The 26,592-nt window shown below is 55.9% G+C and carries 17 protein-coding genes and 4 tRNA genes; 18 read left to right on the top strand and 3 right to left on the bottom strand.

Going from position 1 to position 26,592, the window contains the following annotated elements:
- Positions 1-54 precede the first annotated feature (54 nt).
- Complete coding sequence (locus NQT62_RS07165) at positions 55-1,230, top strand: efflux RND transporter periplasmic adaptor subunit (RefSeq protein WP_256763981.1); 1,176 nt, start codon at positions 55-57, stop codon at positions 1,228-1,230.
- 10 nt (positions 1,231-1,240) lie between these two features.
- Positions 1,241-4,333, top strand: a complete 3,093-nt coding sequence (locus NQT62_RS07160) for an efflux RND transporter permease subunit (protein WP_256763979.1) — start codon at positions 1,241-1,243, stop codon at positions 4,331-4,333.
- 8 nt (positions 4,334-4,341) lie between these two features.
- On the opposite strand, the gene NQT62_RS07155 is transcribed toward NQT62_RS07160, so the two are convergent.
- Entirely contained in the window at positions 4,342-5,199 is an 858-nt protein-coding gene (locus NQT62_RS07155; RefSeq protein ID WP_256763977.1) for a hypothetical protein, read from the bottom strand.
- A 135-nt stretch (positions 5,200-5,334) separates the two neighbouring features.
- On the opposite strand from NQT62_RS07155, the gene NQT62_RS07150 reads away from it, so the two are divergent.
- From NQT62_RS07150 to NQT62_RS07110, 9 genes are all read left to right on the top strand, one after another.
- A tRNA-Leu gene (locus tag NQT62_RS07150) sits at positions 5,335-5,419 on the top strand.
- Positions 5,420-5,599: 180 nt separating this feature from the next.
- Entirely contained in the window at positions 5,600-6,904 is a 1,305-nt protein-coding gene (gene tig, locus NQT62_RS07145) for a trigger factor (RefSeq protein WP_256763976.1), read from the top strand.
- Positions 6,905-6,927: 23 nt separating this feature from the next.
- Positions 6,928-7,578, top strand: a complete 651-nt coding sequence (clpP, locus tag NQT62_RS07140) for an ATP-dependent Clp endopeptidase proteolytic subunit ClpP (RefSeq protein WP_256763975.1) — start codon at positions 6,928-6,930, stop codon at positions 7,576-7,578.
- 45 nt (positions 7,579-7,623) lie between these two features.
- Positions 7,624-8,898 (top strand): ATP-dependent Clp protease ATP-binding subunit ClpX, encoded by a 1,275-nt coding sequence (gene clpX / locus NQT62_RS07135; protein WP_256763973.1) that lies wholly within the window; start codon positions 7,624-7,626, stop codon positions 8,896-8,898.
- 165 nt (positions 8,899-9,063) lie between these two features.
- Positions 9,064-11,472, top strand: a complete 2,409-nt coding sequence (lon, locus tag NQT62_RS07130) for an endopeptidase La (RefSeq protein ID WP_256763971.1) — start codon at positions 9,064-9,066, stop codon at positions 11,470-11,472.
- Between the two features lie 219 nt (positions 11,473-11,691).
- Entirely contained in the window at positions 11,692-11,964 is a 273-nt protein-coding gene (locus NQT62_RS07125; protein WP_105029303.1) for an HU family DNA-binding protein, read from the top strand.
- Positions 11,965-12,089: 125 nt separating this feature from the next.
- Positions 12,090-12,165 (top strand) — tRNA-Val (locus tag NQT62_RS07120).
- A gap of 37 nt (positions 12,166-12,202) precedes the next feature.
- Positions 12,203-12,279, top strand: a tRNA-Asp gene (locus tag NQT62_RS07115).
- 140 nt (positions 12,280-12,419) lie between these two features.
- On the top strand, positions 12,420-14,327 hold the full coding sequence (locus tag NQT62_RS07110; RefSeq protein ID WP_256763970.1) for a SurA N-terminal domain-containing protein: 1,908 nt from the start codon (positions 12,420-12,422) through the stop codon (positions 14,325-14,327).
- A gap of 23 nt (positions 14,328-14,350) precedes the next feature.
- Here NQT62_RS07110 and NQT62_RS07105 read toward each other — a convergent pair whose 3' ends face one another.
- Positions 14,351-15,010 carry an arylesterase gene (locus NQT62_RS07105; RefSeq protein WP_256763969.1) on the bottom strand — a complete coding sequence of 220 codons (660 nt, stop codon included), beginning with the start codon at positions 15,008-15,010 and terminating at the stop codon, positions 14,351-14,353.
- Between the two features lie 19 nt (positions 15,011-15,029).
- Here NQT62_RS07105 and NQT62_RS07100 point away from each other — a divergent pair, with 19 nt between their 5' ends.
- A complete protein-coding gene (locus NQT62_RS07100) occupies positions 15,030-15,701 on the top strand; it encodes an ABC transporter ATP-binding protein (RefSeq protein ID WP_256763968.1) in 672 nt (223 codons plus the stop codon).
- Here NQT62_RS07100 and NQT62_RS07095 read toward each other — a convergent pair.
- Positions 15,678-17,456: an NAD(P)H-hydrate dehydratase gene (locus tag NQT62_RS07095; RefSeq protein WP_256763967.1), complete on the bottom strand. Its 1,779-nt coding sequence runs from the start codon at positions 17,454-17,456 to the stop codon at positions 15,678-15,680. The genes NQT62_RS07100 and NQT62_RS07095 overlap by 24 nt on opposite strands.
- A gap of 126 nt (positions 17,457-17,582) precedes the next feature.
- Between NQT62_RS07095 and purL the strand changes: the two genes are divergently transcribed.
- From purL to NQT62_RS07065, 6 genes are all read left to right on the top strand, one after another.
- Complete coding sequence (gene purL, locus NQT62_RS07090; protein ID WP_256763966.1) at positions 17,583-21,623, top strand: phosphoribosylformylglycinamidine synthase; 4,041 nt, start codon at positions 17,583-17,585, stop codon at positions 21,621-21,623.
- Between the two features lie 25 nt (positions 21,624-21,648).
- Complete coding sequence (locus NQT62_RS07085; RefSeq protein WP_256763965.1) at positions 21,649-22,359, top strand: uracil-DNA glycosylase; 711 nt, start codon at positions 21,649-21,651, stop codon at positions 22,357-22,359.
- Between the two features lie 26 nt (positions 22,360-22,385).
- Positions 22,386-24,350, top strand: a complete 1,965-nt coding sequence (gene uvrC, locus NQT62_RS07080) for an excinuclease ABC subunit UvrC (protein WP_306173579.1) — start codon at positions 22,386-22,388, stop codon at positions 24,348-24,350.
- Between the two features lie 88 nt (positions 24,351-24,438).
- A complete protein-coding gene (pgsA, locus tag NQT62_RS07075) occupies positions 24,439-25,008 on the top strand; it encodes a CDP-diacylglycerol--glycerol-3-phosphate 3-phosphatidyltransferase (RefSeq protein WP_256763964.1) in 570 nt (189 codons plus the stop codon).
- Positions 25,009-25,021: 13 nt separating this feature from the next.
- Complete coding sequence (locus tag NQT62_RS07070) at positions 25,022-26,380, top strand: DUF3422 family protein (RefSeq protein ID WP_256763963.1); 1,359 nt, start codon at positions 25,022-25,024, stop codon at positions 26,378-26,380.
- 81 nt (positions 26,381-26,461) lie between these two features.
- A tRNA-Ser gene (locus NQT62_RS07065) sits at positions 26,462-26,551 on the top strand.
- Positions 26,552-26,592 lie beyond the last annotated feature (41 nt).

The following is a 26,592-nucleotide window of genomic DNA, read 5'->3' as shown; positions in this document are numbered from 1 at the left end:
TCATTTGACACCACAATTGCGGGATTCTGAGTCGTCACCATTAAGAGTGAATGTATGGTTCCCCTCCGCCCGGTTAAGCCTTGGTTGTTGATGGCCGCACTGGCGCTGTCATTGGCCGCTTGTTCCCGCTCCGCACCCGATACATCTGAAGTGATTCGTCCTGTGCGTGTGATGGAACTGAAAGCGGATGGCACTGAGTCAGAGGACACTTTTCCTGCCCAGATTGAACCCCGATACAGTGCCAGCCTGAGTTTTCAGGTGGGTGGCCGCTTGGTCGCGCGTTTGGTGGATGTTGGGGACCGTGTTAAAAAAGGTCAGGTCTTGGCTCGCATCGATCCCCAAGACCTCAAGCTGGCTTTGCAGGCAGCACAGGCGCAATACAATGCGGCCAATACGGAATACCTTCAGAACAAAACCGACTTGGCGCGGTTCAAGACCCTGCGTGAGCAGAACTTCATCAGTCCAGCTGAACTTGACCGTCGGCAATTGGCACTGGATGCAGCTGAGAGCCGATTGACCCAGGCGCGCGCGCAGCTGAATGTGCAACAAAACCAGGCCCTGTACGGCGAACTGAAAGCCCCCAATGATGGTGTGATTTCTCAAGTGCTGCTGGACGCAGGTCAGGTGGTGGCCCCTGGTCAGCCCATTCTGCAATGGGCCAATGAAAAAGCGGTGCAGGTTCGCATGGCCGTGCCTGAAGGTCGGGTCAAGGATGTCCGGAATGGTCAGGGTGCTGTGGTTGACTTGTGGTCGATACAGCAGCAACTGAAGGCCCGTGTGCGTGAGGTGGGTCCCGTGGCAGACCCGGTCACCCGAACTTATCCAGTCTTTCTGGATTTGACAGACCCGACGCCTGACGCGCGCTTTGGCATGAGTGCCACGGTTCGTTTTGCAGCCCGCAATCCCGAGGTGGCCTTCAAACTGCCAGTGGCTGCGTTGGTGGCAGAGGCCACTGGTGCTTTTGTGTGGGTGTTTGATGAGGCCAAAGGTGAGGTGCACCGACGACCGGTGAAACCCTACGATGTGAATGAAAGCAGTTTCTTGGTCAAAGACGGCCTGAAAGACGGCGAGCTGGTGGTGACCGCCGGCACGCACACCCTGAACGAGGGGCAAAAGGCGCGCCGTTTCATCGAGACAGCCGACCTCGCCAAAAAAGCCAAGGCTTTGCAGGACGGGGAGGGCAGTGATCCAACCGCCACTTCAGGCTCACAGCCTGAGCCCAAACGGTAAGGTCTGCCTGATGAAAAAACTGAATATTTCCCGTTGGGCGCTGGAAAATCAGCCCCTCATCCGGTTTTTGTTGGCTGTTTTTATTTTTGCAGGCAGCGCTGCGTTTTTCTCACTGGGGCAGGAAGAGGACCCCCCCTTTGTTTTCAGGGGCATGGTGGTGCGTGCGTACTGGCCTGGTGCCACATCCATGCAAATGGCCCAGCAAGTGGCCGATCCCATTGAAAAGGTCATGCAGGAAGTGCCCTATGCGGACAAAATCCGTTCTTATTCCAAACCGGGCGAGTCTGTGATCTTTCTGCTGTTGAAAGACAGCGCACCGCCCAAGGACGTGGCCAATATTTGGTACACCACCCGCAAGCGGGTCAATGACATGGCCAGCCGGCTACCCCACGGTGTCATTGGTCCATTCTTCAACGACGAATTTGGCGATACGTTTGGGGTCATGCTGGCGTTTTCAGCCGACGGCTTCAAATACAACGAGTTGAAAGACTTCGTGACCCAGGTGCGGCAGGACCTGTTGCGGGTTCCGGATGTCGCCAAAGTGCAGTTGTTCGGGGTACAGGCCGAAAAGGTTTACATTGACGTTTCGCACTACAAACTCGCCAAATTGGGTATTTCGGCCCAGAGTGTGTTGAACCAGATCAATGCTCAAAATGCCGTCACATCTCAAGGTGTCTTGAGTCTGGAAGAGCAGAAAATATTTTCTCGCGTACAAGGCCAGTTCGAGTCAATCGACGACATTGCCAACACACCCATACGCGCCGGTAACCAGACCGTGTTGCTCAAAGATTTTGCCGACATTCACCGGGGTTACGAAGACCCACCTCTGTCCAAAATGCGGGTCAATGGCCAGGAAGTAATCGGGCTGGGTATTTCCATGGTCAATGGTGGGGATATTATTCGGCTGGGCAAAAACCTGGAAAAAGAGGAAGCCCGCATTCTGTCGCAATTGCCCGTGGGCGTTGAAATGATGCGGGTGGCTGATCAACCGGAGTCGGTGCGCACCTCGGTCAATGAGTTCGTGAAGGTGTTGATTGAGGCGATTGTGATTGTGTTGGGTGTCAGCTTTGTCAGCCTGGGCCTGCACACCAAACCGCTGCGTGTGGACATGCGGCCCGGTTTGGTGGTGGCCTTGACCATCCCGCTGGTTTTGGCGATGACTTTCCTGGCCATGTCTTACTTCGGCATCAACCTGCACAAAATTTCGTTGGGTGCCCTCATCATCGCCTTGGGCCTGTTGGTGGACGATGCCATCATCGCCGTCGAGATGATGGTGCGCAAACTGGAAGAAGGTTATTCCCGTTTCGACGCGGCGACTTTCGCCTACGAATCCACAGCGGTGCCCATGCTCACCGGAACGTTGATCACCGCCGCTGGTTTTTTGCCGATTGCCTTGGCCAAGTCGGCCGCCGGTGAATACACCTATTCCATTTTTGCGGTCACAGCCATTGCTTTGTTGCTGTCGTGGATTGTGGCGGTGGTCTTTGTGCCCTATATCGGTTATTGGCTGTTGAAAAAGCCACGGGATGGCGAGGGGCATCATGAAGTATTCGACACCCCGTTCTACGCCCGTTTCCGTCGATGGATTGAGGCCTGCGTTCGCCATCGCTGGATCACGATTGGCGTGACCATCGCAGCATTCTTGCTGGGTGGGTTTTCATTCAAATTCATCGAGCAGCAGTTCTTCCCCGATTCCAATCGCCTGGAGATCATGGTGGATCTGTGGCTACCCGAGGGCACCTCATTTGCGCAAACCGAGGCCCAGGCCAAAAAGCTGGAAACCTGGTTGGCGCAGCAGCCCGAGGTGGATCGCTATGCTGCTTTCGTGGGTGATGGAGCCCCACGGTTTTACCTCTCGCTCGACCAGAAGTTTGTGCAAAGCAACTTGACAGAATTTATTGTGATGCCAAAGGATTTTCAATCCCGAGAAGTGTTGCGCAAAAAAATGAAAGATCATCTGGAGCAGAATTTCCCGGATGTTCGACCGCGGGTAACCTTGCTGCCCAACGGCCCACCCGTTACCTATCCAGTTCAGTTTGTGGTTCAGGGGCCTGACCCGTATGTGGTGCGCGCCGTTGCTGACCAGGTGAAGGCCGCTGTGGCTTCTAGCCAGTACACACGGGGCACGCACGACAACTGGAACGAAAATGTGAAAGCCATGAAGGTGGAGGTGGACCAAGCCCGAGCCCGTGCCTTGGGCGTCAGCAGTGAAAGCATCGCTCAAGCGTCCCAGGTTATTTTGGCTGGTGCCCCCATTGGGCAGTACCGGGAAGGCAACCGCCTGATCGACATTGTGTTTCGCAATCCGCCCAGCGAACGAGACACACTGAGTGAACTCATGAATGCCAATGTGCCCACGGCCTCGGGTGCCTATGTCCCTTTGTCCCAGGTGGGGAAAGTGACCATGGGTTTTGAGCCGGGGGTGATCTGGCGCCAAAACGGTGATTTCGCCATCACGGTGCAGGCTGATGTGGTGCCCGGTATTCAAGGCACCACCGTGGCCTTGGCCATGAACAAGGCGCTGGAGCCGATGCGGGCCCAGTTGCCACTGGGTGTTCGCATCAGTCTGGACGGTTTGGCTGCCGACTCCGGCAAGGCACAGCAATCCATCATGGCCAATGTGCCGCTGATGCTGTTCCTGGTGCTCACCTTGCTCATGCTTCAGCTCAAAAGCTTTGGCCGAACTTTGCTCGTGTATTTCACAGGCCCACTGGGGATCATTGGTGCTGCCATTGCGCTGATCGCCACTGGTCGGCCGTTTGGCTTTGTGGCGCAATTGGGGGTCATCGCCTTGTTTGGCATGATCATCCGGAATTCGGTCATTCTCGTTGATCAGATCGAGCAGGACAGGGCGGCTGGTGTTGATCCATTCGAGGCCATTATCGGGTCCACCATCCGCCGTTCCAGACCGATTCTGCTGACCGCTGCTGCGGCTGTGCTGGCAATGATTCCGCTGATGCGCTCCCAGTTCTGGGGGCCGATGGCGGTTGCGATCATGGGCGGTTTGATCGTCGCCACCCTTTTGACGCTATTTTTCCTGCCGGCCTTGTACGCGGCAGCCTACCGAATCAAAAAACCGATGCAGACCAGCAATGCCTTGTAATGTAACGTTCAGGCCCTGAGAACCTGGGTCGTCCAGCTGATGGAAAACTTCCGCAGGGGAGTCAGGGCTTTTTGCTCAACCAATAGCGCCGGTTGGGGGCCATGCAGGCGGAATTCCCGCACCTTCATGCGGTACAACGCCCGCAGTGGGCGGCAGAACAGGCGAAGTTCGGTGGGCATGCGTTGCCAGGCTGCTTCAGCCACCTGAATTCGAGCTTTGCCGATGTGCAGAAACAGCGCATGGATGGCCGCATCGTGCCGGCGCTGTCGAATTTGCTCGGCAGTAACCCCATGCTGGCTCAACAGCGCTATCGGCATGGGTTGAAACTGTTCATCCAGGTACTTGGCCAACCGCAGCACTTGGCACAGTTGAGTGGAGGCCATCCAGAAGTCCATCAGGGCCTCGTAACCCGCAGGTCTATGGAGGGGGGTTGTTTGCCCAAATTTCTGGGCAATAAGCGGCAGCCATGGCGCAATCTGTGTCCGGGTCGTCTGGTCCCAGGTCTCCTGGTTCTCAAACCGGCGGGGTTCGCACGCTGCGGCCACCTGTTCAATCAGCACTGGCCAGTTATCGGCATCCACACCCGCAACCACCTCCCGGGACAGCGCCTGGATCACCGGGTGCAGGTTGGTTTCCTGCCCCGCATTGGCCAGCGCATTGCGCCACCAGCCCAGCTTCACCTGGGTCAGGCCGGCTTCCAGTTGTTTCAGGCAGGCCTGGCGCAGCTCGCGGTTGAGTGCAAACAGCCCCAACCAGTAGGCTTTCAGCGCCACAGGCTGAAACACGGTCGCGTAATGCAGGCTGGACAGATCGGGGCAGACTTTTTCCCGGCAGTAGGCCAGCGGGGTTTCGAGGAGGGTTGACATGGCAATGGCGAGCAGCCCGCAATAAGGCTCGGAACGACAACGGCTGAATTGTAGGGCATTTGGGTGAACTGCCCCATGGATTGATGGTTGACCATGGGCATTGAGCGCAAAAAGGGCTATACTTCGGCCCGTGCTGCGGATGTGGCGAAATTGGTAGACGCACCAGATTTAGGTTCTGGCGTGGCAACACGTGAAGGTTCGAGTCCTTTCATCCGCACCATTTTGAATGGCCCTTCGTGGGCCGAAATCCCGGTCAAATCGGTGCCCGTTCGGGCCAAACCCCCCCTCAAGTTGTGTAAGATAACGGCAATTGTAGAGGCCTCGCTCCACGGCTGTTGCGTGTCCATTCGTCGATCAACCCACCTGGTTTGTCCGGGTTATTCAAGCTCAAGAGTTCCAAATGACTGAAACCACCACCACTGCAAGCCCACTCGAGAAAACCATTTCTCTGAAGCTTTCAGTTGAAAAGATCAATGCTGAAGTTGAAAAGCGCCTTCAGAAAGTGGCGCGCACAGCTCGCATGCCAGGCTTTCGCCCCGGAAAGGTGCCCATGAAGATGGTCATCCAGACTTACGGTCCCCAGGTGCACTCTGAAGTGCTGAACGACGAAATTGGCCGTACATTCAACGAAGAAGTGCAAAAGCAGGACCTGCGCGTGGCTGGTACCCCCCGCATTGAGGCCGCTGAAGGCGCTGCTGAAGAAGCGCTGGAATTCAACGCCATTTTTGAAGTGTTTCCTGAAGTGAAGTTCGGTGACTTCGCCGCACTGGAAGTCGAAAAAACCACCGTTGAAGTGTCCGATGCCGAAGTGGACAAGACCCTGGACATTCTGCGCAAACAGCGCGCTACCTTCGCTGCTGTTGACCGCGCGGCCCAAGATGAAGACAAGGTAACCCTCGATTTCGTGGGTAAAATCGACGGTGTGGCCTTCGCGGGCGGTACAGCGGATGATTTCTCCTTCGTTGTGGGCAAAGGCCAGATGCTGCCCGAATTCGAAGCCGCAGCCAAAGGCATGAAAACCGGCGAAACCAAAACCTTCCCCTTGAGTTTCCCTGAGGATTACCACGGTAAGGACGTGGCGGGCAAAACCGCTGAATTCGACATCACCATCAAATCGGTTGAAGGCGCGCAATTGCCCGAGCTCAATGAAGAGTTCGCCAAGGCCATGGGCATTGCCGACGGTAGCATCGACAAACTGCGTGAAGACGTGCGTGTGAACCTGTCGCGCGAAGTGAACAACCGCACCAAGGCGCAAACCAAGGAAGCCGTGATGAATGCGCTGCTGAAGGTGGCCGAGTTTGATGTGCCCAAAGCACTCATTCAGTCGGAAACTGCTGAGCTGGCCCAGCGCGCCCGCGAAGACCTGCGCGCACGCGGCATGAAAGATGTTGAAAACATTCAACTGCCCGAAGATATTTTTGCTGCACAAGCCGAGCGCCGCGTTCGTCTGGGTCTGATCGTGTCAGACTTGGTCAAGAACAACAGCCTGCAGGCCAAACCAGAGCAGGTTCGTGCTTACATTGAAGAACAGGCGCAAAGTTATGAAAACCCTGCTGAAGTGATGCAGTGGTATTTCCAGGACCGCGCCCGTTTGGCGGATGTTGAAGCCGTTATTCTGGAAGACAATGTGGTTGAATACACATTGGCAAAAACCAAAGTGGTTGAAAAGAAGCTGTCTTTTGACGAACTGATGGGAAATAAATAACGATGAAGTGGGACCCTCGCTCTATGACCGGAAATTTCAATAACTTCAGCAGTATGGAACCCCAAGGGAATATGTATGTTCCCATGGTGATTGAACAAAGTGGTCGGGGCGAGCGGGCCTATGACATCTACTCACGTTTGTTGAAAGAACGGGTCATCTTTCTGGTTGGCCCGATCAACGACCAAATGGCCAACGTGATTGTGGCCCAAATGCTGTTCCTTGAGTCCGAGAACCCTGACAAAGACATCGCGCTGTACATCAACAGCCCGGGCGGCTCCGTGTCCGCTGGCATGGCCATTTATGACACCATGCAATTCATCAAGCCCGATGTGTCCACCCTATGCACAGGTCTGGCCGCATCCATGGGGGCTTTCCTGTTGTCATCCGGTACCAAAGGCAAGCGCTTTTCCTTACCCAATAGCCGCATCATGATTCACCAGCCGCTGGGCGGCGTTCAGGGGCAAGCGTCCGACATTGAAATTCACGCCAAGGAAATTCTGTACTTGCGTGAGAAGTTGAATGGTATTTTGGCTGACAACACCGGCAAGCCGATCGATCAAATCGCACGCGACACGGATCGTGACAATTTCATGGGTGCCGACGATGCCAAAAACTATGGTCTGATCGACGATGTGTTGAAACACCGTGTACCGCCCGCAGAAGGCAACAAGTAATCCAGAACGTATGCAGGTGGCCCTTCGGGGCCCAAGGGATTGACGATGTCAGAAAAAAAAGGCTCCAGCGAAAAGCTGTTGTATTGCTCCTTCTGCGGCAAAAGCCAGCATGAGGTGAAGAAACTCATCGCCGGGCCCTCGGTGTTCATCTGTGATGAATGCATCGAGCTGTGCAACGACATCATTCGAGACGAGGCTGCCGAGGCCACAGCCAACGGTGGTGGCGACAAACTACCCACTCCGCGCGAAATCCGCAACATTCTTGACCAGTACGTGATTGGACAGGACAAGGCCAAGCGCGTGCTGTCCGTGGCTGTGTACAACCACTACAAGCGCCTGCGCCACATGGGTGGCAAGAAAGACGACATCGAGTTGTCCAAGTCCAACATTTTGCTGGTTGGCCCAACCGGTTCTGGCAAGACCCTGTTGGCACAAACACTGGCACGCTTGCTGAACGTGCCTTTCGTGATTGCCGACGCCACCACGCTGACCGAAGCCGGTTATGTGGGTGAGGATGTCGAGAACATTATTCAAAAGCTGCTGCAGAACTGCAACTACGAAGTCGACAAGGCCCAGCGTGGCATTGTCTACATCGACGAGATCGACAAGATTTCCCGCAAGTCCGACAACCCGTCCATCACGCGTGACGTGTCGGGCGAGGGTGTTCAGCAAGCACTGTTGAAGCTGATTGAAGGCACCGTGGCCTCTGTTCCTCCTCAGGGAGGTCGCAAGCACCCCAACCAAGATTTTGTTCAAATTGACACCACCAATGTGCTGTTTATTGTGGGCGGTGCGTTTGAAGGTTTGGACAAGGTGATTCGCAACCGCTCCGAGCGCTCAGGCATTGGTTTTGGTGCTGAGGTCAAGAGCAAAAACGAGGAAAACGTCGGCACGGTGTTGGCGGAAGTGGAGCCGGAAGACCTCATTAAATTCGGGATCATCCCGGAGCTGGTGGGCCGCTTGCCAGTGATCGCCACGCTGGATGAACTGGACGAAGCAGCCCTGATCGAAATTTTGACCAAGCCCAAAAATGCGTTGGTCAAGCAGTTCGAAAAGCTGCTGGAAATGGACGGCGCCGAGTTGGAAATTCGTCCCTCTGCACTCAGTGCCATCGCCAAAAAGGCCATTCAGCGCAAAACGGGTGCCCGTGGCTTGCGGACCATTCTGGAACAGGCCTTGTTGGGCGTCATGTACGACTTGCCCAATGAAGGCCACGTCAAAAAGGTGGTGGTCGATGAGCCCACCATCAAAGGTGAAGGGCAGCCATTGTTGATTTATGAAGATCAACCCAAGGTGGTCGGTAGCAAGGACAAGTCCTGATAATGTGGGCGTGTGCAAAAGCCCGCGCAAAATGACAAAAAAAGCCCAACTCGTGAGTTGGGCTTTTTCTTTTCGGTGGTATTGTTTTAACACGATGTTCAAAAAGGCTTGAATAAGCGCGTTTCGACCCCACTGTATGGGGCATGCATTCAATAGGTGATCAACATGTCAGCAACCAACGTGCTTCCTGAACAACCGATTGAACTCTCGCTGCTGCCGCTGCGGGATGTGGTTGTTTTCCCCCACATGGTCATTCCCCTGTTTGTTGGACGTCCAAAGTCCATCAAGGCGCTGGAAATTGCCATGGAAACAGGCAAGAGCATCCTGCTGGTGGCCCAGAAGTCCGCCACCAAAGATGAACCCAGCGAGAAAGACATGTACAACATTGGCTGTGTGGCCAATGTGTTGCAAATGCTGAAGTTGCCCGACGGTACGGTAAAGGTATTGGTCGAGGGTGTTCAGCGCGCCCGCTTGCTGCAAGTCAGTGACGAGGGCAGCCATTTTTCTGCAGAGGCCATGCCCCTGTTGCCAGATCCGTCGCAAAGCCCGGAAACCGAGGCCATGAAGCGCGCAGTGATGGCGCAGTTTGACTCCTATGTCAAACTGAACAAAAAAATTCCGCCAGAAATCCTGACATCACTGGCCAGTATTGATGATGTGGGCCGCCTTGCCGACACCATTGTGAGCCATTTGCCGCTGAAACTGGAGCAGAAGCAAACCATTCTGGAAACCTTCAGTGTGGCCCAACGCTTGGAAGCGTTGTTGTCACAGCTCGAAACCGAAATTGACATTCTTCAGGTGGAAAAGCGCATTCGCGGACGGGTGAAGCGCCAGATGGAAAAAAGCCAGCGCGAGTATTATCTGAATGAGCAAGTGAAAGCCATTCAGAAAGAGTTGGGCGAGGGCGAAGACGGTGCTGACATGGAGGAGCTTGAAAAGCGGATCAAGCAAGCCAAGATGCCCAAGGAAGCCCTGAAGAAAGCAGAGGCCGAGTTGAAAAAACTCAAACTGATGTCGCCCATGTCGGCCGAAGCCACGGTGATTCGCAATTACATCGACACCTTGGTGAACCTGCCTTGGAAGAAGAAAACCAAGATCAACAACGACCTTGGTAATGCAGAGCGTGTGCTGGACGAGGACCACTATGGTCTGGACAAAGTCAAAGAGCGCATCGTGGAATACCTCGCCGTGCAGCAGCGTGTGGACAAACTGAAAGCGCCGATTCTGTGTTTGGTAGGTCCTCCTGGTGTGGGTAAAACGTCGCTCGGCCAATCGGTTGCCAAAGCGACGAACCGCAAGTTTGTACGCATGGCCCTGGGTGGTGTGCGGGATGAAGCAGAAATTCGCGGTCACCGCAAAACTTACATTGGATCCATGCCTGGCAAGGTGTTGAGCAGTATTACCAAGGTGGGGGTTCGCAATCCATTGTTCTTGTTGGACGAAATTGACAAGATGGGCATGGACTTCCGCGGTGATCCAGCATCGGCCCTGCTGGAGGTGTTGGACCCCGAGCAGAACAGCACCTTTGTGGACCATTATGTCGAGGTGGAATACGACCTGTCAGACGTGATGTTTGTGGCCACCGCGAACTCGCTCAATATTCCGCACGCACTGCTAGACCGCATGGAGGTGATTCGTCTGTCGGGTTACACCGAAGATGAAAAGGTCAGCATCACCCAGAAGTACTTGTTGCCCAAACAGATGAAAAACAACGGTGTGAAAGCCGAGGAACTCAGTCTGTCGGAGGCGGCCATTCGCGACATGATCCGCTACTACACCCGTGAAGCGGGTGTGCGCGGTCTGGAACGTGAAGTGTCCAAGATTTGCCGCAAAGTGGTGCGTCAAATGGTGCTGGGCAAAAACGAGAAAAAAGTCCAAGTCACACCCAAAAATCTGGACAAGTTTTTGGGTGTTCGTCGCTTTAGCTACGGCATGGCGGAGAAGGAAAACCAGGTGGGGCAGGTCACTGGTTTGGCCTGGACTGAGGTGGGTGGCGATTTGCTGACCATTGAAACCGTGGCCATGCCCGGCAAGGGCAACATCATCCGCACAGGCTCATTGGGCGACGTGATGAAAGAGTCTGTTGAAGCGGCCCGCTCCGTGGTGCGCGCGCGCGCCAAGCGCCTGGGCATTAAAGATGATGCATTCGAAAAACAAGACATTCACGTGCACGTTCCGGAAGGTGCCACACCGAAGGATGGACCATCGGCAGGTATTGCGATGACCACCGCATTGGTGTCCACCCTGACCAGCATTCCGGTGAAATCGACGGTTGCCATGACCGGTGAAATTACCTTGCGCGGAGAAGTGCTGGCCATTGGCGGGTTGAAAGAAAAGTTGCTTGCAGCCCACCGTGGTGGCATTAAAACGGTGTTGATCCCGGAAGAAAACGTGAAAGACCTTGCCGAGATTCCAGACAACGTGAAGAACAGTCTGGAAATTATTCCGGTGAAATGGATTGATCAGGTGTTGCAAAATGCCTTGGAAGCCCAGCCAGAGCCGCTTCCAGAGACACCGGAGGTGATTGCAGCAAAATCGGAAGACCCTGCTGCAAAAACCAGTCTAAAGCACTGATTCGACAAAGCTTCTTGTCCAACGCCTCTGCAACAAAATGCAGAGGCGTTTTTCTTGTTGCCCTGAAAGCCTTGCCAGGCCTCGTTAAAAGACGACAAACACCCCGCAAAACCTGTTGACACAAGGCTTTCAGCCGTGTCTAAATAAAGCGCTAGAAGCAAATCGTGGTGCCAAGTTTTTTGGCACCGTTTTTTTGTCACCATGAGGGGGCTTTTTAATATGAACAAAACTGAACTGATCGACCAAATCGCTGAATCTGCAGAAATCTCCAAAGCTGCTGCCGGCCGCGCATTGGATGCCATGATTGCTGCAGTGAAAACCACCCTGAAAAAAGGTGGTTCAGTGACATTGGTTGGTTTCGGTACCTTCGCTGTTGGCAAGCGCGCCGCACGCAGTGGTCGCAACCCACGCACTGGCGCAACCATCAAGATCAAAGCTGCCAAAGTGCCCAAGTTCCGTCCTGGTAAAGCATTGAAAGACGCAGTGAACTAATTTTAGAAATTTTTGTGCAGCAGGTATTGCAAGACGAATTATTCTCTGTATATAATTGCGGTCTTGGCTGATTCGCAAAACGACAGCGACAAAAACAAAAAGTGATTTGAGTTTTTGGACATGTCGGGTGCTTAGCTCAGTTGGTAGAGCGGAACCCTTACAAGGTTTAGGTCGGGAGTTCGAGCCTCTCAGCACCCACCAAATTGCAGTCAGCGTCGCGAAAGCGGCAACCAACTCAGGAGTGGTAGTTCAGTTGGTCAGAATACCGGCCTGTCACGCCGGGGGTCGCGGGTTCGAGCCCCGTCCACTCCGCCAGCAGTAAGAAAAACCCCAGATTGCGAAAGCATCTGGGGTTTTTTGTTTCCTGCGCACCTGCGGCGCAGGCCCCGTATTCCGCACCTGTGTTCGGTTATGATGTGGCGTCACTTTCCTCAAATCCACATTGCTTGTACACCATGTTTGATTTCATCCGCAATCACCAAAAACTCATGCAATTCATCTTGCTGTTGTTCATCACACCAGCATTTGTTTTGTTTGGTCTGGAGGGTTATCGCACGGTCAGCGGCGATGCCAATGCCTACGCCAAGGTGGGTGATCATGTGGTGTCGCCGGAAGAGTTTGACGCTGTCAAACGTCAGCGAATCGAAGAGGCGAGAGCGCAGTCAGGTCCCAATTTCGATCCCAAGGTATTCGATTCACCCGACATCAACCGGCAACTTCTGGATGCCTTGGTGATGCAATACATGCTCGAACAGTCGGTGAACAAGCAATACTTAACGGCGAGCGATGCAGCGTTGCAAAACGAAATCAAGAACACACCACTGTTTCAGAAAGATGGGAAGTTTGATCTGGAACTGTACAAGGCCCAACTGGCAGCTCGCGGTTTGAGCCCGGTTCAGCACGAAGCCAATGTGCGATTTAATCTCGCGCGCAATCAAGTGTTGGACCCGGTTTTGCGCGCCGTGTTTTTTCCAAAGTCGATTGCTGCGCAATTGGATGATGTCCAACTGGCAGGTCGTGTTATCCGGGTAAAGACCATTGACCTGGCACCGTATCTTGACAAGGTTAAACTGACCGAAGACCAGGTCAACGCTTTCTACGAGGCCAACAAGGCGCAATTCACCGTGCCACAAAAGGCCGATGTGGCTTACATCGTGTTGTCTCCCGAGAACATCAAGTCAAAGATTCAGGTGAGCGACGCCGACGTGGCTCAGTACTATGCGCAAAATAAAGCACGTTTTTCAACACCGGAAGAGCGCAAGGTTCGTCACATTTTGCTACCCGCTAAGAAAGAAGGCAGCAATGAGGCGGATCTGAAAGCGCAAGCGGAAAAAGTGTTGGCTGAAGTGAAAGCAAATCCTGCGCAGTTTGGTGAATTTGCCAAAAAATACTCAATCGACCCTGGCTCTGCCGCGCAGGGTGGTGACCTTGGTTTCTTCGGCAAGGGGGCGATGGTGCCCGCTTTTGAAGCCGCAGCCTTTGCGCAAAAGAAAGGTGAGATCAGTGGTCTGGTGAAGTCTGAGTTTGGCTATCACATCATTGAAGTCACCGATGTCCGTGGCGGTCAGGTGAAAACGCTGGACGAGGTGAAAGCGTCGATTACGGACGAAATCAAAAACCAGAAAGCCACAGCGCAAATTGCTGATGCCCAGGGGCGTTTTTCGGAGTTGGTGTATGAAGGTGGCCAGTCATTCGACAACGTTGAGAAGGCGCTGGGCCTGAAGGCACAGACCTATGCGCGCCTGGGTCAACCGGCGCCTGGTGATGCGCCTGCGGTGCTGAAAGACCCCAAGGTGTTGGCCGAAATTTTCTCCGACGATTCCATCAACAACAAGAACAACACCAAGGCCATACAGGTGGGTGATTTGCTGGTGTCTGCGCACATCACACAATACACCCCGGCCACGCCCAAGCCGCTGGCTGAGGTAAAAGCCCAAATTGAAGGCCAGTTGAAAATCGAAGAGGCCAAGAAGCTGGGCTTGACCGATGCGGATGCATTGGCTGCCAAACTAAACGCAGCCAAACCCTCCGATGGTGCTGCAGAGTTGGCGGGATTTAGCGATAAGAAAACAGTGTCTGCTTTGGGGGCACAAGGTGTGCCCTCGGGTGTGATGCAGTCGGTGCTCAATACACCGTTGGCTGGCTTGCCCACAGCCAAGGTGGTTGGTTTGGGCCCCAATGGCTTTGCAGTGGCTTGGGTAGAGGCTGTGGCGCCGTCGGCTGAGGTGAAAGCCAAGGCAGACCCGCAAATTGTTGCTTACTACGAAAACCTCACGAACCAGTCTTACCAGGAAGCCTTGGTCTTGGCATCACGGGATGCAATCAAAAAGCGCATCCATGTGGACATCAAGAAGACGTTCTAAACGGGTCTTGATTCAAGGCATGTTCACCGGTTGAGCATGCCTGCCAAGGCTGGCCATACATTGTCAACCATTCTTGGTTGGCTTGCTGCGTTGGGATGAATGCCGTCGGCTTGAAAGGCATCCGGATTCTGCGCGAATCCATCCAGTAGAAAAGGCACCAATGGTAGCTTGTTTTGTCTGGCCAGTTCGGTGAATGTTTCTCCAAATCGACGGCTGTAGGCCGGTCCATAATTTGGTGGGATCTGCATGCCCACCAACACGGTTTGTGCCCGCGCTCTGCGGGCCATGTCGATCATGCTGGCCAAGTTGTTTTTCATGGTCTCAATCGGGAGGCCACGCAATCCATCATTGGCGCCGAGCTCCAAAATCACTTGGGTTGGTTTGTGTTGCCTGAGCAGTGCGGGCAATCGGGTTTTCCCGCCTGCGGTGGTTTCGCCCGAGATGGATGCATTGGTCAGCTGGCAATGCGGGAACTTTTGTTTCAGCCGACGCTCCATCAAGGCAACCCAGCCTTGCTCCACCGGCAAACCGTAGGCAGCGCTCAGGCTGTCGCCCATGACCAGAATGTGGCAAGCTTGACCAGCGGTGCGAGTGTTTCCATTGGCAGCCTGCACATTCGTGGCTGACCAGCCACTGAAATACAGCGTGAACAGCGAGACCCACAACACCTGCTTTGCGGACACGAACCTTTGCAGCAAAACCATGACAACAGCAATCCTTGAAGTGAATAATTTGGCGCAATGCGTGCGGGATGGCGAAGATGAGCTTCACATCCTAGAGGCCATCACCTTCACTGTACAGCAAGGTGAAGCGGTCGCCATCACCGGTGCCTCCGGTTCTGGCAAGTCTACTCTGCTGGGCATGCTCGCCGGGTTGGACACCCCATCCTCCGGGTCGGTTCACCTGCTCGGCCAGGACTTAACCCGGTTGTCTGAGGAGCAGCGGGCCGTGCTGCGCGCCCGGCATGTTGGATTTGTGTTTCAGTCTTTTCAGTTGCTGGATCATTTGAGTGCACTTGAAAATGTGATGCTGGCCACGCAACTGGTGCGCATGCCCCACGCAGAAGAATCCGCAGTGGCCATGTTGCAACGGGTGGGTTTGGGTAACCGGCTCAAGCACACGCCCAAAACGCTGTCGGGTGGCGAGCAACAGCGGGTGGCCCTGGCCCGCGCCTTCGTTCGCAAGCCATCGATTGTGTTTGCGGATGAGCCCACGGGCAGTCTGGACTTCGCCACAGGTCAGCGGGTCATTGACTTGATGTTTGATTTGCGCCAGGAGCAGGGAACCACCCTGATTTTGGTGACCCACGATGAAAAACTGGCTGCCCATTGCGACCGCCAACTGGTGTTGTCAGCGGGTGCCTTGTTGCAGTAACTGGTTGTAGTGCTGGGCCATTCGCTGGGCGATCGCGCTGGCATGGCTCACGCGATGAGCCTGATTCTCGCCTGGCAGCGCATTGACCGACAAACCATGTAACCACACCGCGCAGGCTGCCGCATCAAACGAGGTTAGCCCTTGCCCTAACAAGGCCGCCACTGCGCCGGTCAGCACATCGCCACTGCCGGCTGTTCCCAAAGCGGGGCCTCCTGTTCCATTGATTTCAATTCGAGTGGCTGGTGAATGATTGGCTGCAATCACCGTGCCGGCACCTTTTAACACCGCCACGCAGTCAAACTGACGTGCTAGCTCACGTGCGGCGTCTGGCCGATTGCGTTGAATTGCATCCACCGTGCTGTTGAGCAGACGTGCCGCCTCCAAGGGGTGAGGAGTGATCACTGCATGGCACTCTGGTGATTGTTTGCGTAGTTTCAGCCATTTGGTTTTCAGCCGATTGTGTTCGGCAAGCAGGTTTAATGCGTCGGCATCCAACACCCAGTGGTGCTTTTTGACGCCCAGGGGGCCGTGTTCCAGGGCTTCATCAAACAGGGCGTCTAGCCAGTCCTGTGCTTCAGGGCTGGTTCCCAAGCCAGGGCCAACAGCCAGTATTTCTGCGAAATTGCAGTTGTCCTGCAGCGGTTTGTTCATGATTTCCGGAAAATTCAAGTCCAGAAACGGACGGGTTCCTGGCCACTGAACGTCGGGCGATGAATGTCCATGTTCGGCCAGCAAGCTCAAGGCCACCCGGCCAGCACCCATCAGCAGGGCGCTGCGGGCGGTGAGTACGGCTGCACCCACCATGCCGTGTTGGCCACCCAAAACCGCCACACTGCCAAAACTGCCTTTGTGCTGGGCATGCTGCCGCCGGGGTAGGCGCTGCATTTGGCTCAGTCTTCCCCGAACACGCACGACTGCGCCCAAGGTACCCTGTGCAATCCGTTGGTGAATCAAGGCATCGCAGTGCAGGGTATCGAGCCAGATCTCGCCGCAAACATCTTTGCCATCGCTCATAAACAGACCGGTTTTTGCTGCGATGTAGGTGAGCGTGAGGTCTGCTGCCAGCACCTCGCCGGGTGCCAGGCCTGTGTCGCAGTCCAGTCCACTGGGGCAATCCAATGCGACGACGTGCACATGTCCTGTACGTCCCAGTCCTTCCCGTTGCGCATTGATGGCTGCGATCACTTCTGCAATGGGTCCCTTGGGGCGGTCCCGCCCTGCGATGCCCAAAAGCCCGTCCACCACCAGTGCCCCAGGTTTTAATTGCAGGGTCGTTTTCCCCCACTGGGAATGTCGCAGGTTGGGATGTTTGCAGCCAGCTTCGGCCTTTTGTCGGTCTGCAGAGCCTTCACGCCCCCCTTTAAACTGCCACAGTTCAACCGGCAGCCCTTGCTCGGCCAGGGCGTTGGCCACGACGCAGGCATCCCCACCATTGTTGCCTGGGCCCGCCAACACCACCACCTGGGGGCAGCGGTGGTCGAGGTGTTGAACCAGGTCCATGATTTTCTGTGCGGAGCGCTGTCCTGCAGCCTGCATGAGAATGTAAGACGCTACTTCCCGAAAAGCGGCATGCTCCACCTGGCGAACCTGCTCAACCGACAGCACCAGCCAATCCTGCTGGTGGGCAGGTTGCCAGGCCGCCGCTTCCAGCAGGCTGGGCAGCGTGTTCAAATTACGCTGCGGGAGTGCCTGCGACGGGTTTGTCACGGGGCTTGCTTGCTGTTGCAAAGAATCGGCAGGTTTGGCTGGGTGCATGGTTCGAATCGTATTCTAATCGTGGGCTTTGGGGGCTTGCCACGCCCCTTGCGCAGGCGGATGCCCCTTTGATGCGGGGTGCTTCCGGTATAATTCAAGATTACCTCAACCTAGCCCTCCGCTGTCATGTCTCTCGCCCTGTCTTCGGCTGATCAATTCGCTGTTTCCGTGTTTCATGGTGCCTCCGCACTGTCTGCGTTTCGTGCCGAGGGCTTGCTGAAACGCCTGCAATCCGTGGATGCGAATGTGGCGGCTGTGTCCGCACACTTTGTGCACTTTGTGGCCTCCAAATCGGTATTGGAAGGCCAGGCACTGCATGTGATGGAAGGCTTGCTCGACTATGGTCACCCGGCCCCGGCCTTGGATCGCGTGGATGTACGCTGTGTGGTTGTGCCGCGTCTCGGGACGGTCAGCCCCTGGGCCTCCAAGGCCACCGACATTGCCCACAATGCTGGGCTGTCCAGCGTGGTGCGCATGGAGCGGGGTGTTGAGTTTCAACTCCTGTTCAAAAAAGGCTTGTTGGGGGGCGCGAAATTGCCGGAAGGCGAAGCCCTGGCGCAGTTGAAGGCGATGCTGTATGACCGCATGACGGAAACCGTGTTGCCCGATGGTTATGACACCAAAAACCTATTCCTGCCGTTGCAGGGCAAGGCACTGCAGATTGTTGAGCTAACCGAAGGCCGCAACAGCTTGGTGAAAGCCAACAGCGAGCTGGGCCTGGCCTTGAGCGATGATGAAATCGATTACCTGCTGGATGCCTACACCAGCATGGGCCGTTCGCCCACTGATGTGGAACTCATGATGTTCGCGCAGGCCAACAGCGAGCACTGCCGCCACAAAATTTTCAATGCCACTTGGACCATCGACGGACAGGCCCAAAGCGAAACCCTGTTTGGCATGATCCGCAACACCCACAAGACCACGCCGCAGGGCACGGTGGTGGCGTATTCGGACAATGCCGCCGTGATTGAAGGCCACACTGTGCAACGCTTTTTTGCCGATGCGGATGGCGTGTACCGCCCGCATGAAGAGTTGACCCACTTTGTGGCCAAGGTGGAAACCCACAACCACCCCACAGCGATTTCACCCTATGCGGGAGCCGCCACTGGGTCTGGTGGTGAAATTCGCGATGAAGGGGCAACCGGCCGAGGCGCGAAGCCCAAAGCTGGCCTGTGCGGTTTCACCACGTCACATTTGCGCTTTGACGATGCGCCACAGGCCTGGGAAAACGGCCAGGATGCCCTGCAGCCGCTGGAACAACGTGGTGAGGCCAAGCCCGTGGGCATTCCCAGCCGCATTGCCACACCGCAGCAAATCATGATTGACGGCCCCATTGGCGCGGCTGCCTTCAACAACGAATTTGGCAGGCCCAACCTGGGCGGTTATTTCCGCACCTTCGAGCAGCGCGTCGGTGAGCGCGTGTACGGTTACCACAAGCCCATCATGATTGCCGGTGGCATTGGCAACATTCGCGATGGCCACACCCACAAGCTGGATTTGCCCGAAGGCACCTTGCTCATTCAATTGGGTGGCCCAGGCATGCGCATTGGCATGGGCGGTGGTGCTGCATCCTCCATGAATGCAGGCACCAACACCGAGGCGCTGGACTTTGATTCGGTACAGCGCAGCAACCCGGAAATGGAACGCCGCGCACAGGAGGTGCTGGACCGTTGCTGGACCCTGGGTGAGCACAACCCCATCCTGAGTATTCACGATGTGGGCGCGGGCGGTATTTCCAACGCATTCCCTGAATTGGCGGATGCATCCAATCGCGGTGCCACTTTCGACTTGCGCAAAGTCAACCTGGATGAAAGCGGACTCAGCCCGGCTGAAATTTGGTGCAACGAATCGCAAGAGCGCTATGTGATGGGGATTGCACCCGAGTCGCTGGCCCTGTTCACCGAGCTGTGTGAGCGCGAGCGTTGCCCCTTCTGCGTGGTGGGCGTGGTGACCGAAGAACGACAGTTGAAGGTATTGGACGCTGAAAGCGCCAGTAGCCCGGTCGACATGCCCATGGAAGTGTTGTTGGGCAAGCCGCCCCGCATGGAACGCAAAGATCAGCATGTGGAGCCAGCCAAAGCGCCGGTGGACCTCACCCAAAGTGAATTGGGCGAGGTGATTTCACAGGTGCTGAAGTTCCCGGCTGTGGCCAGCAAGCGGTTTTTGATCACGATTGGCGATCGCACCGTGGGTGGTTTTACCGCGCGCGACCAAATGGTGGGCCCCTACCAGGTGCCGGTGGCCGATGTGGCTGTGACCACCAACGATTACACCGGCTACACCGGCCAGGCCATGGCCATGGGCGAACGCACCCCGTTGGCGGTATTGAACGCGCCGGCATCTGGCCGCATGGCGATTGCTGAAGCCCTGACCAACTTGTTGGCTGCGCCCGTGGCCCAACTGGAAGATGTGAAGCTGAGTGCCAACTGGATGGCTGCCTGTGGTACGCCTGGGCAGGATGCGGCGTTGTTCGACACCGTGAAGGCTGTGGGCATAGAATTGTGCCCACAGTTGGGTCTGGGCATTCCGGTGGGCAAAGACTCCCTCTCGATGCGCACCCGCTGGAGCGAGGGTGCCGAGCAGAAAGAAGTGCTGTCGCCAGTCAGTTTGATTGTGTCGGCTTTTGCCAAGGTGGACGATGTGCGCGGCACGCTGACCCCGGTGCTGGACACCACAGAGGACAGCGTGCTGGTGCTGGTGGATTTGGCCCGCGGCAAAATGCGCATGGGCGCCAGTGTGCTGGCCCAGGTCACCAACCAGTTGGGTGACGACACGCCCGACGTTGAAAGTGCGGACGACATCAAGGCCTTTGCCAAAGCCATGACCGAATTGCGCGCTCATGGGCTGGTGAAGGCTTATCACGACCGTTCCGATGGTGGCTTAATGGCAGCGCTGGCCGAGATGAGCTTTGCAAGCCGCACCGGTTTGTCAATTAACCTCGACATCATCACCATTGACCCCCATGCAGCCGATTGGGGCGATTTTAAAATTCGCCCGGAGCAGGTGGCGGTGCAGCGCAATGAACTCACGCTGAAAGCCCTGTTCAACGAGGAACTGGGCGTTGTGTTGCAAGTACCCGCAGCCCGCAAAAGCGAAGCCATGGATGTGCTGCGTTCGGTGGGCTTGAGCAAGCACAGCAACATCATCGGCAAACCCAATGACCGCGATGTGATTGAGCTGTATCGCGATGCCAAGTGTGTGTATTCGGAAACCCGTGCCGTGTTGCAAGGTCAGTGGGACGAGGTGAGCTTCCACATCGCCAAACGCCGCGACAACCCCGCATGCGCACAGAGCGAACATGCCGTGCAAGCCGAGTTGCCCAATGCCTTGGTGTGGCAGCCCGCGTTTGATGTACAAGCCAACGTGGCCGCACCATTCATTTCCACTGGCAAAAAGCCCCGTGTGGCTGTGTTGCGCGAGCAGGGCGTGAACGGTCAACTGGAAATGGCCGCCGCGTTTACGCAAGCCGGCTTTGATGCGGTCGATGTGCACATGAGCGATTTGCTCACCGGCAAACGCACATTGAGCGAGTTCCAAGGCCTGGCAGCCTGTGGTGGCTTCAGTTATGGTGATGTGTTGGGCGCCGGTGAAGGCTGGGCCAAAACCATTCGCTACAACAGTGTGTTGGCTGACCAGTTTGCTGCATTCTTCGCTCGCAACGATGTATTCGGCCTGGGCGTGTGCAATGGTTGCCAAATGATGGCCACCTTGAGCGACCTCATTCCCGGTGCACAGCACTGGCCCAAACTGATGCGCAATGAGAGCGAGCAGTATGAGGCCCGTTTGGTGAATGTGCGGGTCAACAAAACACCGTCGATTCTGCTGCAAGGCATGGAAGGGTCCGTAGTGCCGGTGGTGGTTGCCCATGGCGAAGGCCGGGCAGATTTTTCACGGCAGGGCAACCATGCGCAACTGACTGCAAGTGGCCTGGTGGCTGTGCAGTATGTGGGCTCAAACGGTGAGCCCACGCAGCAATATCCATTCAATCCCAATGGCAGCCCGGAAGCGCTGGCTGGTTTTACGACACCCGATGGCCGATTCACCATCATGATGCCGCACCCTGAGCGCGTATTCCGCACGGTGCAAATGAGCTGGTCACCCACAGGTGAGGGCGAATTCTCGCCCTGGATGCGCTTGTTCTGGAATGCCCGCAAGGCATTGGGCTGACATGAATAAAATGCAACCCGGTAAAATGCACACTGAACTTTTGGTTGAGCAGGCCTGCAAGCCCTGGGCGCCGTTGCCCATGGACCAGCAGTGGCCCACTGCGGTGTTTGATGTGCACTGTTCAGCTTGCCCACGTTTGCACAGTTTTCATGAACAGAACCGGGTCAAGTTTCCAGACCATTTCAATGGCCCGGTTCCGCCGTTTGGTCCCGAATCAGCCCAATTGTTGATTGTTGGCCTGGCCCCCGGTTTGCATGGTGCCAACCGCAGCGGGCGGCCATTCACCGGCGATTACTGTGGTGATTTGCTCTACAGCAGCTTGAACAAGTTTGGCTTTGCCACCAAGGCGCAGTCGGTGGCTGTGGGGGACGGCTTGCAATTGCGCAACGCCCGGGTGAGCAACGCGGTGAAGTGTGTTCCTCCAGAAAACAAACCCACGCCAGCGGAAATCAAAACCTGCAACACATTCATTGCGCGTGAATTGGTGGAGCACCCACCCCAAGCTATTTTGGCGCTGGGGTTGGTTGCCCATCAGGCCGTGTTGAAGGCTACAGGTCACAAGCAGAGTGCTTTCAAGTTTGGCCATGCTGCGCAGCATGACTTGGGCGCCGTTCGCCTGTTCGACAGTTACCATGTGAGCCGCTACAACACGCAAACAGGCCGTTTGACTGCGCCCATGTTTGAAGCGGTGTTGCAGGCCATTGTGGATTACCTGCCTGACCATTTGCCGCAATAAGGCAGCTTTCATCCAGCCAACGCACCATGGACGACACCCAGCAAGCCGCCACACCGCCGGAAGAGGTCTTTGATGTTGCCGCGTTTTTGCGTGAGTTGACCACACGCCCCGGTGTGTACCGCATGATCGACGCGAATGGGGTCGTGATGTATGTGGGCAAGGCGAAAAACCTGAAGAAACGGGTGTCCTCGTATTTCCAGAAAACCCATTCTAGCCCGCGCACTGCACACATGGTGGAGCGCATCGTGCGGGTGGATGTAACCCCCACACGCACCGAGGCGGAAGCCCTGCTGCTGGAAAACAACCTCATCAAAAGCCTGAACCCGCGTTACAACATTTTGTTTCGCGACGACAAAAGCTACCCCTACCTGCGCATCACCAATCACACCTATCCCCGTGTGGCTTATTACCGGGGTGCAGTGGACAAGCGTTCCCAGTTTTTCGGTCCGTTTCCCAATGCGTGGGCGGTGAAGGAGAGTATTCAGGTGTTGCAGCGGGTGTTTCTGCTGCGCACCTGCGAGGACACCGTGTTTGCCCATCGCTCACGGCCTTGCCTGCAAGCGCAGATTCAACGCTGCAGTGCGCCCTGTGTGGGGCGCATTACACCGGAGGATTATGCGCTGGATGTTGCGGCCGCCTCCCGTTTTTTGCGAGGAGACCACAAGTCAGTGCTGGCCGAGCTGGAGGACAAAATGCTGGAAGCCAGCAGTTTGCTGGAATTTGAAAAGGCGGCTGTGTTTCGCAACCAATTATCCGCCTTGGGCCGTGTGTTGCAAAAGCAGAGTGTGGACACCACTGGCGGGGAGGACGACGCCGACATCATTGCTGTGGTGATTCAGGGTGGTGCGGTGTGCGTGAACCTGGCCATGGTCAGGGGCGGGCGCCATTTGGGCGACAAGCCCTTGTTTCCGTCGGTCAACCAGGTGTCAGAAGATTTGGGGCCTGAGGTGCTGGAAGCATTCTTGAGCCAGGCGTATGTGGACCGACCCATTCCACCCCTGCTGATTGTGAACCAGGACCTGGATGCGCCCGAGTTGATCATGGCCTTGTCGGAACAGGCGGGACGCAAAATCAATTTGATCCGCCAGCCGCAGAGTGAACGCCGCAAATGGCTCGACATGGCGGTTGACAATGCGCGCATTGCCATTGAACGGCGGATTGCAGAACAGGGCTCGGCGCAATTCCGAACCCGTGCCCTGGTTGAAACGCTGGGCCTGGAAGCCCGGCTGGAAGAAGCATTGCAAGAGCAGGGTGGCACGCGCGAGATGGATATCAAACCATTGCCGGTTGCCCCAGGCACCGACGATGCAGCCGCCGAACTGGAGCCTGTCGATTTGTTGGCCACCTTGCGGGTGGAATGCTTTGATATTTCGCACACAGCTGGTGAGGCCACCCAAGCATCGTGTGTGGTGTTTCACAACCACGACATGCAAAGCCGGGAGTACCGCCGTTACAACATCGAGGGCATCACGCCAGGCGACGATTATGCGGCCATGCGGCAGGCTGTGACGCGTCGCTATCAGCGGGAAGGCAAAGAGCCCATCGCCATGCCCCACGTGGTGCTGATCGATGGCGGCAAGGGGCAAATCGAGGTGGTGCGGCAAGTGTTCACTGAACTGGGCCTGGACATTGGTCTGATTGTGGGCGTGAAGAAGGGCGAAAACCGCAAGGTGGGCTTGGAAACCCTGGTATTTCCAGATGGTCGACCCAGCCTGGAACTGGGGCCCGGGCACCCGGCCTTGATGTTGATTGCTCAAATTCGCGACGAGGCACATCGATTTGCCATCACCGGCATGCGTGCCAAGCGTGCCAAGGCTCGCCAAGCCTCAGCCCTGGACGAAATTGAAGGAATTGGGGCCAAGCGAAAACAAAAGCTGTTGACCCGGTTTGGCGGCCTGCGGGGTGTAAAAGCGGCCAGTGTCGAAGACCTGATGACAGTCGACGGCATTTCGTCCACCTTGGCTGAGGAAATTTATCGCCGTCTGCACTAAGGGCGGGCTGCTCAAGCTGGGGTCACGCTGATATATTCACGGTTGAAGGCAAAGATTCCTCACCAACCACCACAACAATTAGAACACCATGCCCTTAAACCTGCCCATGATCCTCACCTGGATACGAATCGTGCTGATTCCGCTCGTGGTGGGTGTGTATTTTCTGCCGGATACAGTGTTGCCGGTTCATCTTCAGAACTGGGTTGGTGCATGGATTTTCATCGTGGCTGCCATCACCGATGCGTTTGATGGTTACTTGGCCCGCCGCTGGAATCAAACCTCTGCCTTTGGCGCCTTTCTAGACCCCGTGGCCGACAAGCTGATGGTGGGCGCAGCACTCATTATTCTGGTGGATTTGGGTCGGATTGGTCCGTTCATCGCCTTGATTATTATTGGCCGTGAAATCACCATTTCAGCCTTGCGGGAGTGGATGGCCAGCATTGGCGCACGCAACAGTGTGGCTGTGAATTGGTTGGGCAAACTGAAGACCATTGCACAAATGGTCGCGATTCCCATGTTGCTGGTCAATGAGCCTGTGTTGGGCATCGACATGCGGCTATTGGGCATGCTGCTGATTTACGTGGCGGCTGTGCTCACCGTGTGGTCGATGTGCTATTACCTGATGAAAGCCTGGCCTGAAATTCGGGCCAGAAGCTGACTGGTTGCCCACGATGAGCAAGAACAAAAGCAATGTGCTGCCGCAAGCACACCCGCTGCGGCAGGTGTTGAATGACGAGGTACACTCACGCCCCACCGAAGCGCTGTGGCCCCAGGAACGCGTATTCCACATTGCCATGCTGGTTCAAGGCAATGTCAATGCGGCGCTGGTCAACGCGCTTCAAGAATTGATTGAATACTGCGGTTGCCCCGCCATGAGCGAGGCTGAGCTTTCAGCGCCGCAGGTCAGCATCAACCTGTGCTTGGGTGAGTCGGCATTGCGCCTGCGGCTTGAGAAGCACAATGAGTTCATCACCTTGACGTTTTTTGAGCGGGCAGATCACGCCATTGTGTTCGATCGCCCCGTGACGCGTCGCTTGCCGGCCAGTTGGATGGCCAGTTTGCCCGGTACGCTGTTGGTGGCCTTGGAGCTGTTTGTTCAAAAAACAGAAAAACCCCGTGAGCCCAAAAGCGTGGCGGGTTATTTTGACGGCAACACACTGATTGGCGGCATGATCGCCAACGGGGCCGGACAGGTGTTTTCAGACTTGCGAATAGCAGACCGTGGAGCAACCCGTTTCCTGATTTGCAATTTGAGCATGGGTTCGCGCCAGTTGGGCCGCGTGGTGCAGCGGACCATCGAAATGGAAACTTACCGCATGATGGCACTGCTGAGTTTTCCAGTGGCCAGGGCCACCTTGCCCAAGCTCAGCGGTTATGAAAACCAATTGGTTGAACTGGCCAGTGAAATGGCGGCCACCAGCAAGTCGGAGCATCTTCAGGCTGTCACAGCCGAGGACCTGGAAATGGATCGCCGACTGTTGAGCCAATTGACCGATTTGGCAGCCAAGGTTGAGAAACTCAGTGCCGAAAACCGCGTGCGATTTACAGCCGCCGAGGCCTACACCGACTTGGTGAAAAAGCGCATCACGGAATTGAAAGAAATTCCAATGGTGGGCATGCAAACTTTCGGTGAATTCATGGACCGTCGCTTGGGCCCCGCCATGAAAACCTGCACCTGGACAGCACGGCGACAGGATGAGCTCGCCGCGAGGATTTCCCGGGTCACCCAGCTGTTGCGCACGCGGGTTGAAATTGAGCGCGAAAGCCAGAACCAGCGTTTGCTGACGTCGATGGATGGCCGAGCCAAAACCCAGCTGCGTTTGCAAGAAACGGTGGAAGGCCTGTCGATCGTGGCAATTTCTTACTATGGTGCGAGCTTGGCTGGTTACATCGCCAAAGGCTTGAAAGTGCTGGACGTGGTGCATCTGGCGCCTGAATTGGTGACCGCTGTGGCGATTCCTGTCATCGCCGTGTTTTCTTACCTGTCCATGCGAGCCATGAAAAAGCGGCTTGGGCTGGAGGCACACTGAGGCGCATTAAAGGCCAATTAAAGGCCCGTTCGGCAGAACAGGTCGTCACCGGGTTGTAAAGTGGGTATAATTGCGCCCATTGGAAGCTTGGCAGAGTGGTTGAATGCACCGGTCTTGAAAACCGGCGAGGGTGCGAGCCCTCCGTGAGTTCGAATCTCACAGCTTCCGCCAAATCAAAAAACCCGCCCTAAGGCGGGTTTTTTGTTATGTGG

Source organism: Limnobacter humi, from assembly GCF_024518835.1.
Taxonomy (GTDB): domain Bacteria; phylum Pseudomonadota; class Gammaproteobacteria; order Burkholderiales; family Burkholderiaceae_B; genus Limnobacter; species Limnobacter humi.
Note: the sequence above shows the minus strand (reverse complement) of the source record. Positions and strands in the feature narration are given on the sequence as shown.

What these genes read in the sequence shown, in the direction of transcription:
- NQT62_RS07165 (WP_256763981.1), top strand. Translation starts at nt 55, where the DNA reads ATGGTTCCCCTCCGCCCGGTTAAGCCTTGGTTGTTGATGGCCGCACTG.
- NQT62_RS07160 (WP_256763979.1), top strand. Translation starts at nt 1,241, where the DNA reads ATGAAAAAACTGAATATTTCCCGTTGGGCGCTGGAAAATCAGCCCCTC.
- NQT62_RS07155 (WP_256763977.1), bottom strand. Translation starts at nt 5,199, where the DNA reads ATGTCAACCCTCCTCGAAACCCCGCTGGCCTACTGCCGGGAAAAAGTC.
- tig (WP_256763976.1), top strand. Translation starts at nt 5,600, where the DNA reads ATGACTGAAACCACCACCACTGCAAGCCCACTCGAGAAAACCATTTCT.
- clpP (WP_256763975.1), top strand. Translation starts at nt 6,928, where the DNA reads ATGACCGGAAATTTCAATAACTTCAGCAGTATGGAACCCCAAGGGAAT.
- clpX (WP_256763973.1), top strand. Translation starts at nt 7,624, where the DNA reads ATGTCAGAAAAAAAAGGCTCCAGCGAAAAGCTGTTGTATTGCTCCTTC.
- lon (WP_256763971.1), top strand. Translation starts at nt 9,064, where the DNA reads ATGTCAGCAACCAACGTGCTTCCTGAACAACCGATTGAACTCTCGCTG.
- NQT62_RS07125 (WP_105029303.1), top strand. Translation starts at nt 11,692, where the DNA reads ATGAACAAAACTGAACTGATCGACCAAATCGCTGAATCTGCAGAAATC.
- NQT62_RS07110 (WP_256763970.1), top strand. Translation starts at nt 12,420, where the DNA reads ATGTTTGATTTCATCCGCAATCACCAAAAACTCATGCAATTCATCTTG.
- NQT62_RS07100 (WP_256763968.1), top strand. Translation starts at nt 15,030, where the DNA reads ATGACAACAGCAATCCTTGAAGTGAATAATTTGGCGCAATGCGTGCGG.
- NQT62_RS07095 (WP_256763967.1), bottom strand. Translation starts at nt 17,456, where the DNA reads ATGCACCCAGCCAAACCTGCCGATTCTTTGCAACAGCAAGCAAGCCCC.
- purL (WP_256763966.1), top strand. Translation starts at nt 17,583, where the DNA reads ATGTCTCTCGCCCTGTCTTCGGCTGATCAATTCGCTGTTTCCGTGTTT.
- NQT62_RS07085 (WP_256763965.1), top strand. Translation starts at nt 21,649, where the DNA reads ATGCACACTGAACTTTTGGTTGAGCAGGCCTGCAAGCCCTGGGCGCCG.
- uvrC (WP_306173579.1), top strand. Translation starts at nt 22,386, where the DNA reads ATGGACGACACCCAGCAAGCCGCCACACCGCCGGAAGAGGTCTTTGAT.
- pgsA (WP_256763964.1), top strand. Translation starts at nt 24,439, where the DNA reads ATGCCCTTAAACCTGCCCATGATCCTCACCTGGATACGAATCGTGCTG.
- NQT62_RS07070 (WP_256763963.1), top strand. Translation starts at nt 25,022, where the DNA reads ATGAGCAAGAACAAAAGCAATGTGCTGCCGCAAGCACACCCGCTGCGG.